Origin of the sequence: Oerskovia rustica, assembly GCF_014836555.1 — a bacterium.
Lineage (GTDB): Bacteria > Actinomycetota > Actinomycetes > Actinomycetales > Cellulomonadaceae > Oerskovia > Oerskovia rustica.
Genome location: NZ_JACSQQ010000006.1, coordinates 52,771 through 57,841, shown reverse-complemented (window position 1 = coordinate 57,841; position 5,071 = coordinate 52,771). Strand labels below are relative to the sequence as shown.

2 protein-coding genes are annotated in these 5,071 nt (G+C 73.9%); one reads left to right on the top strand and one right to left on the bottom strand.

Features of this window, described 5'->3' with window-relative positions; all coding sequences use genetic code 11:
• The coding region (locus tag H9652_RS04925) for a GNAT family N-acetyltransferase (protein ID WP_191795339.1) at window positions 1-2,360 on the bottom strand (2,360 nt) is incomplete at its 3' end.
• A gap of 193 nt (window positions 2,361-2,553) precedes the next feature.
• On the opposite strand from H9652_RS04925, the gene H9652_RS04920 reads away from it, so the two are divergent.
• Window positions 2,554-5,037 carry a DNA gyrase/topoisomerase IV subunit A gene (locus tag H9652_RS04920; protein WP_191795213.1) on the top strand — a complete coding sequence of 828 codons (2,484 nt, stop codon included), beginning with the start codon at window positions 2,554-2,556 and terminating at the stop codon, window positions 5,035-5,037.
• Window positions 5,038-5,071: the final 34 nt, after the last annotated feature.

The following is a 5,071-nucleotide window of genomic DNA, read 5'->3' as shown; positions in this document are numbered from 1 at the left end:
GCGACGAGCGCGGCCACGGCCGCGGCGGCCGGGCGGACGCGGCGCGAGGGCCACAGCTCGATGCCGTACGCCGCGAGGAGCCGGGCCGTGGTCCCCGCGTCGAGGTCGACCACCGAGTCGCCCGCGAGGGCGCCCTCGACGATCGCCCGGGCGCGGTCGGAGTCGACGTCCGCGGGACGGTCGACCGTGCCGTGGTCGGCGTCGCGCCAGCGCGCGTACCCGACGACCGCGCCGACCGCCGCGACGGCGTCCTCCGGCGTCGAGTAGGCGGGCACGTGCAGGCGCGGCCCGTCGGGGTCCGCAGGGTTCGGTGCGCTGAGCTCGGCGGCGAGGCCGTGGAGCCCGAGGACGCTCGCGACCGTGGTGCGTCCGCTCGCCGCGGCCGCCCGGGCGACGGCCCGCGAGACGGTGCCGACGCGGGGTCGGACGGTGGGGACGTGCACCGCGACGACGACGTCGCACGCGTCCGGGGCGTAGAGGGCGGCGACCGCGCTCTCGATCCGCTCGTCGTCGGCGTCCTCGGGCAGGAAGGTCGAGCAGTCGGAGACCACGAGCCCGGCCGAGACCACGGCCTCCGCGACGAGCGCGGTCAGCGCGGCCGACGACGCGAGGATCCCGATGCGCCGCCCGGACGGCAGCGGCTGGTTCGCGAGGAGCTGGGCGATGTCGACGAGGTGGTGGGTGTTCTCGGCGTGGATCACCCCGGACTGGCGCAGCATCTCGTCGAGCGTGCGGCGCGGGGCGCGCGTCGAGCGGACCGCGTGACCGGGCGGCACGACCTGCCCAGAGCGCCCCGCGGTCACGACCACGACCGGCTTGACCGACGCCAGCCGTCGGGCGATGCGGGAGAACTTGCGGGGGTTCCCGATCGACTCGAGGTACAGGCACACGACCGACGTCTCGGGGTCGTCCTGCCAGAACTGCATGAGGTCGTTGCCCGAGACGTCCGCGCGGTGCCCGGCCGACACGAACGACGAGATGCCGATCCCGCGGCGCAGCGCCGTCGCCAGGAGAGTCACGGCCGTGGGCGCGGACTGGCAGAAGATCCCGATGCTGCCCGCGACCGGCTCGACCTCGGCGAGGCTCGCGTTGAGCCTGTGCCCCGCGTGCGTCGTCAGGAGCCCGTAGGTCGCGGGGCCGACCACGCGCATGCCCGCGGTGTGCGCGGTGCGCAGGAGGTCGCGCTGGAGCGCGAGCCCGTCGGGTCCGGTCTCGGCGAAGCCCGCGGAGAGCACGACGACGGCGCGCACCCCGAGGCGTTCGAGCTCGGCCGTCGCGGCGATCGCCTCGCGCGGGGGCAGCGCCAGCAGCGCGAGGTCCACGGGCCCGGGGACGTCCGCGATGCGGGCCCGGAAGCGGACCGGGGGCCCGGCGGCCTCGTCGTCGAGCTCCTCGACCAGCTCCTCGACGAGCTCGGCGGCCGCCGCGGCGTCGTGCAGGTGCCCGTGCGCGGAGCCGTGATCGTGATGGTGCGGCCCCTCCGGCTCCTCGACGTGGCTCGGACCCTCTCCGCCGTGCCGCTCCCCGCGGTGCTCGCCCGCGGTCTGGACCGGGAGCTCGGGGCTGCCGGGCGCGGTGAGGCCGACCACCTCGAACGTCCCGTCGCCCGGGTCACGGAGGGCGTTGGCGAGCACACGCTCGGCCAGGAGCCGCTCCGCGGTGCCGGGCGCCGCCGTCGGGCCGGGGCCCACGAGCAGGACCCGGCGGGCCGTGAGCAGGCCGTGCATGGACCGCGCCTCGGCGCGGTGCTCACGGTCCGCCATGACCTCGCGCGAGCGGTCCGTCGGGTCGAGGTCGACGCTCACCGCGACGATCCCGTCGTCGACGTGCTGGCTCACGACGTAACCGGCCTCCTGGAAGACCGCGAGCATCTTGCCGTTCTGCGGCAGCACCTCGGCACTGAACCTGCGCACGCCACGCTCGCGGGCCGCGGCCGCCAGGTGCTCCAGGAGGACCGACCCGAGGCCGCGCCCCTGCTCGGCGTCGGCGATGTTGAAGGCGACCTCGGCCTCGTGCGGGGCGACCTTGTCGAAGCGCGCGACGCCGATGATGTCCTCGCGCAGGTCCTGGCCCACCCGCTTGACCGCGACCAGGGCCACGCGCTCGGCGTGGTCGACGACCGTGAAGCGCTCGAGGTCCCGGTCCGAGAGCCGCTCGATGTTCGCGAAGAAGCGCAGGTACGTCGAGCGTTCGCTCTGGCCCATGTGGAAGCGCTGGAGCGCCGCGGCGTCGGAGGGCCGGATCGGACGCACGTGCGTCGTCGTGCCGTCGCGCAGCACGACGTCGGCCTCCCACTCGACCGGGTACTGGTCCGGCTGCGGCGCCGGGTCAGGGTCGGCCGGGACGTCGTGTCCGTTCACCCGCCCTAGGCTACTGGTCGGAGCGACGCTGGTCAGCGGCGCGCCCGGCGCGCGGGAGAATGAGGGCCCGGATGTCGGTGGGCCGCGCTACCGTTCGCCGACGAGCACTCGTGCCCGGCCGTCCGGCCCGCCGACCGCACCGCCGACCGCACCGAAGCACCCGACCCATCGACCCGCAGGAGCCCGACGACCCATGGCGCGCAGACCGTCCGCCTCGAAAGCCCCGCTCGATCCGAGCGAGGTCCACGAGAAGATCATCGACATCGACGTCACGACGGAGATGGAGGGGTCCTTCCTCGAGTACGCGTACTCGGTCATCTACGCCCGCGCGCTGCCGGACGCGCGCGACGGGCTCAAGCCCGTCCAGCGCCGCATCCTGTTCCAGATGTCCGACATGGGGCTGCGCCCGGAACGCGGGCACGTGAAGTCGGCGCGCGTCGTCGGCGAGGTCATGGGCAAGCTCCACCCCCACGGCGACACCGCGATCTACGACGCCCTGGTGCGCCTGGCCCAGCCGTTCTCGCTGCGCCTGCCGCTCGTCGACGGCCACGGGAACTTCGGGTCGCTCGACGACGGACCCGCCGCGCCGCGCTACACCGAGGCGCGCCTCGCGAGCGCCGCGATGGCCATGACGATCGGGCTCGACGAGGACGTCGTCGACTTCATCCCGAACTACGACAACAAGCTGACCCAGCCCGAGGTCCTGCCCTCCGCGATCCCGAACCTGCTCGTCAACGGCGCCGCGGGCATCGCGGTCGGCATGGCGACCAACATGGCCCCGCACAACCTGGTCGAGGTCGTCGCCGCGGCCCAGCACCTCATCAAGCACCCGACCGCGGACCTCGACGCGCTCATGCGCTTCGTCCCCGGCCCGGACCTGCCGGGCGGCGGCAAGATCGTCGGCCTCGACGGCATCCGCGACGCCTACCGCACGGGGCGCGGCTCGTTCCGCACCCGGGCCACCGCGCGCATCGAGAACATCACGGCCAAGCGCAAGGGCATCGTCTTCACCGAGCTCCCCTACCTCGTGGGGCCGGAGAAGGTCATCGAGAAGATCGCCGAGGGCGTGAAGTCGAAGAAGCTCGTCGGCATCACCAACGCGACAGACCTGACGGACCGCGCGCACGGGCTGCGCCTCGTCGTCGAGATCAAGACGGGCTTCAACCCCGAGGCCGTGCTCGAACAGCTCTACAAGGTCACGCCGCTCGAGGACTCGTTCGGCATCAACAACGTCGCGCTCGTCGAGGGACAGCCCCGCACGCTCGGCCTGCGCGAGCTCCTCCAGGTGTGGGTCGACCACCGTATCGACGTCGTCCGTCGTCGCAGCTCCTACCGCCTCGCCAAGCGCAAGGAACGCCTGCACCTGGTCGAGGGCCTGCTGCTCGCGATCGTCGACATCGACGAGGTCATCCAGGTCATCCGGTCGAGCGACGACGCCGAGACGGCGCGCACCCGTCTGCGCGAGGTCTTCGACCTGTCCGAGCCGCAGGCCGAGTACATCCTCGAGCTGCGCCTGCGCCGCCTGACCAAGTTCTCGCGCCTCGAGCTCGAGAAGGAGCAGGAGGCGCTGCGCCTGGAGATCGCCCAGCTCGAGGAGATCCTCGGCGACGAGGCCAAGCTCCGCGCGGTCGTCTCCGCGGAGATGAAGGAGGTCGCGAAGGTCTACGGGACGCCGCGACGCACCATCCTGCTCGAGTCGGCGGGCGCGTCCCCCACGTCCGCGCAGGGCGTGCTGGGCACCATCTCGGCCGTCCCGCTCGAGGTCGAGGACACCCCGTGCTGGGCGCTGATGTCCGCGACTGGGCTCCTGGCCCGCACGGGCGACGCGACCGAGCCGGGCACCGGCGGCCGCCGCCACTCGCACGACGCCCTGAGCGGCGCCGTGCCGGCCAGCGTGCGCAGCGACGTCGGGCTCGTGACGAGCAAGGGCCGCATCGTGCGGCTCTCAGTGCTCGACCTGCCCGCCCTCCCGCCGACCGACGGCGCCCCGAGCCTGTCCGGCGGCGTGCCCCTGAGCGAGATCGTGAGCCTCGAGGCCGGCGAGAAGCCGCTGACGATCGTGTCCCTCGACCCCGACGCCCCCACGCTCGCGCTCGGCACCGCGGGCGGCGTCGTCAAGCGCGTCATCGCGGGCGACATGCCGACCAACAGGGACACCTGGGAGGTCATCTCGCTCAAGGAGGGCGACGCCGTGGTCGGCGCGGCCCCCGTGACCGAGGCGGACGAGCTCGTCTTCGTGAGCTCCGACGCGAGCCTGCTGCACTTCGACGCGTCGGCCGTACGCCCGCAGGGACGCAGCGCGGCGGGCATGGCGGGCATCAAGCTCGCCCCGGGCCAGCAGGTCACGTTCTTCGGCGTGATCGACGCCGCGAGCCGCGACCTCATGACGGTAGTGACCATCGCCGGCGCCTCCGACGCCCTGCCGGGCACGCAGGCAGGCTCGGGCAAGGTCACCCCGTACGAGCTCTACCCCGGCAAGGGCCGCGCGACGGGCGGCGTCCGCGCCCAGCGGTTCCTCAAGGGCGAGGACACGCTCATCTTCGCGTGGGTCGGCCGCGGTCCCGGCCGGGCCGTGGGGTCCGCGGGCCAGCCCGTCGAGCTGCCGCCCGTCGACCAGCGCCGCGACGGCTCGGGCGCACCGCTCGACGTCCCGATCACGGCGATCGGCGTCGGCTGAGCCTCCCGCACGGGTGAACGACCGTGGGGGGGGG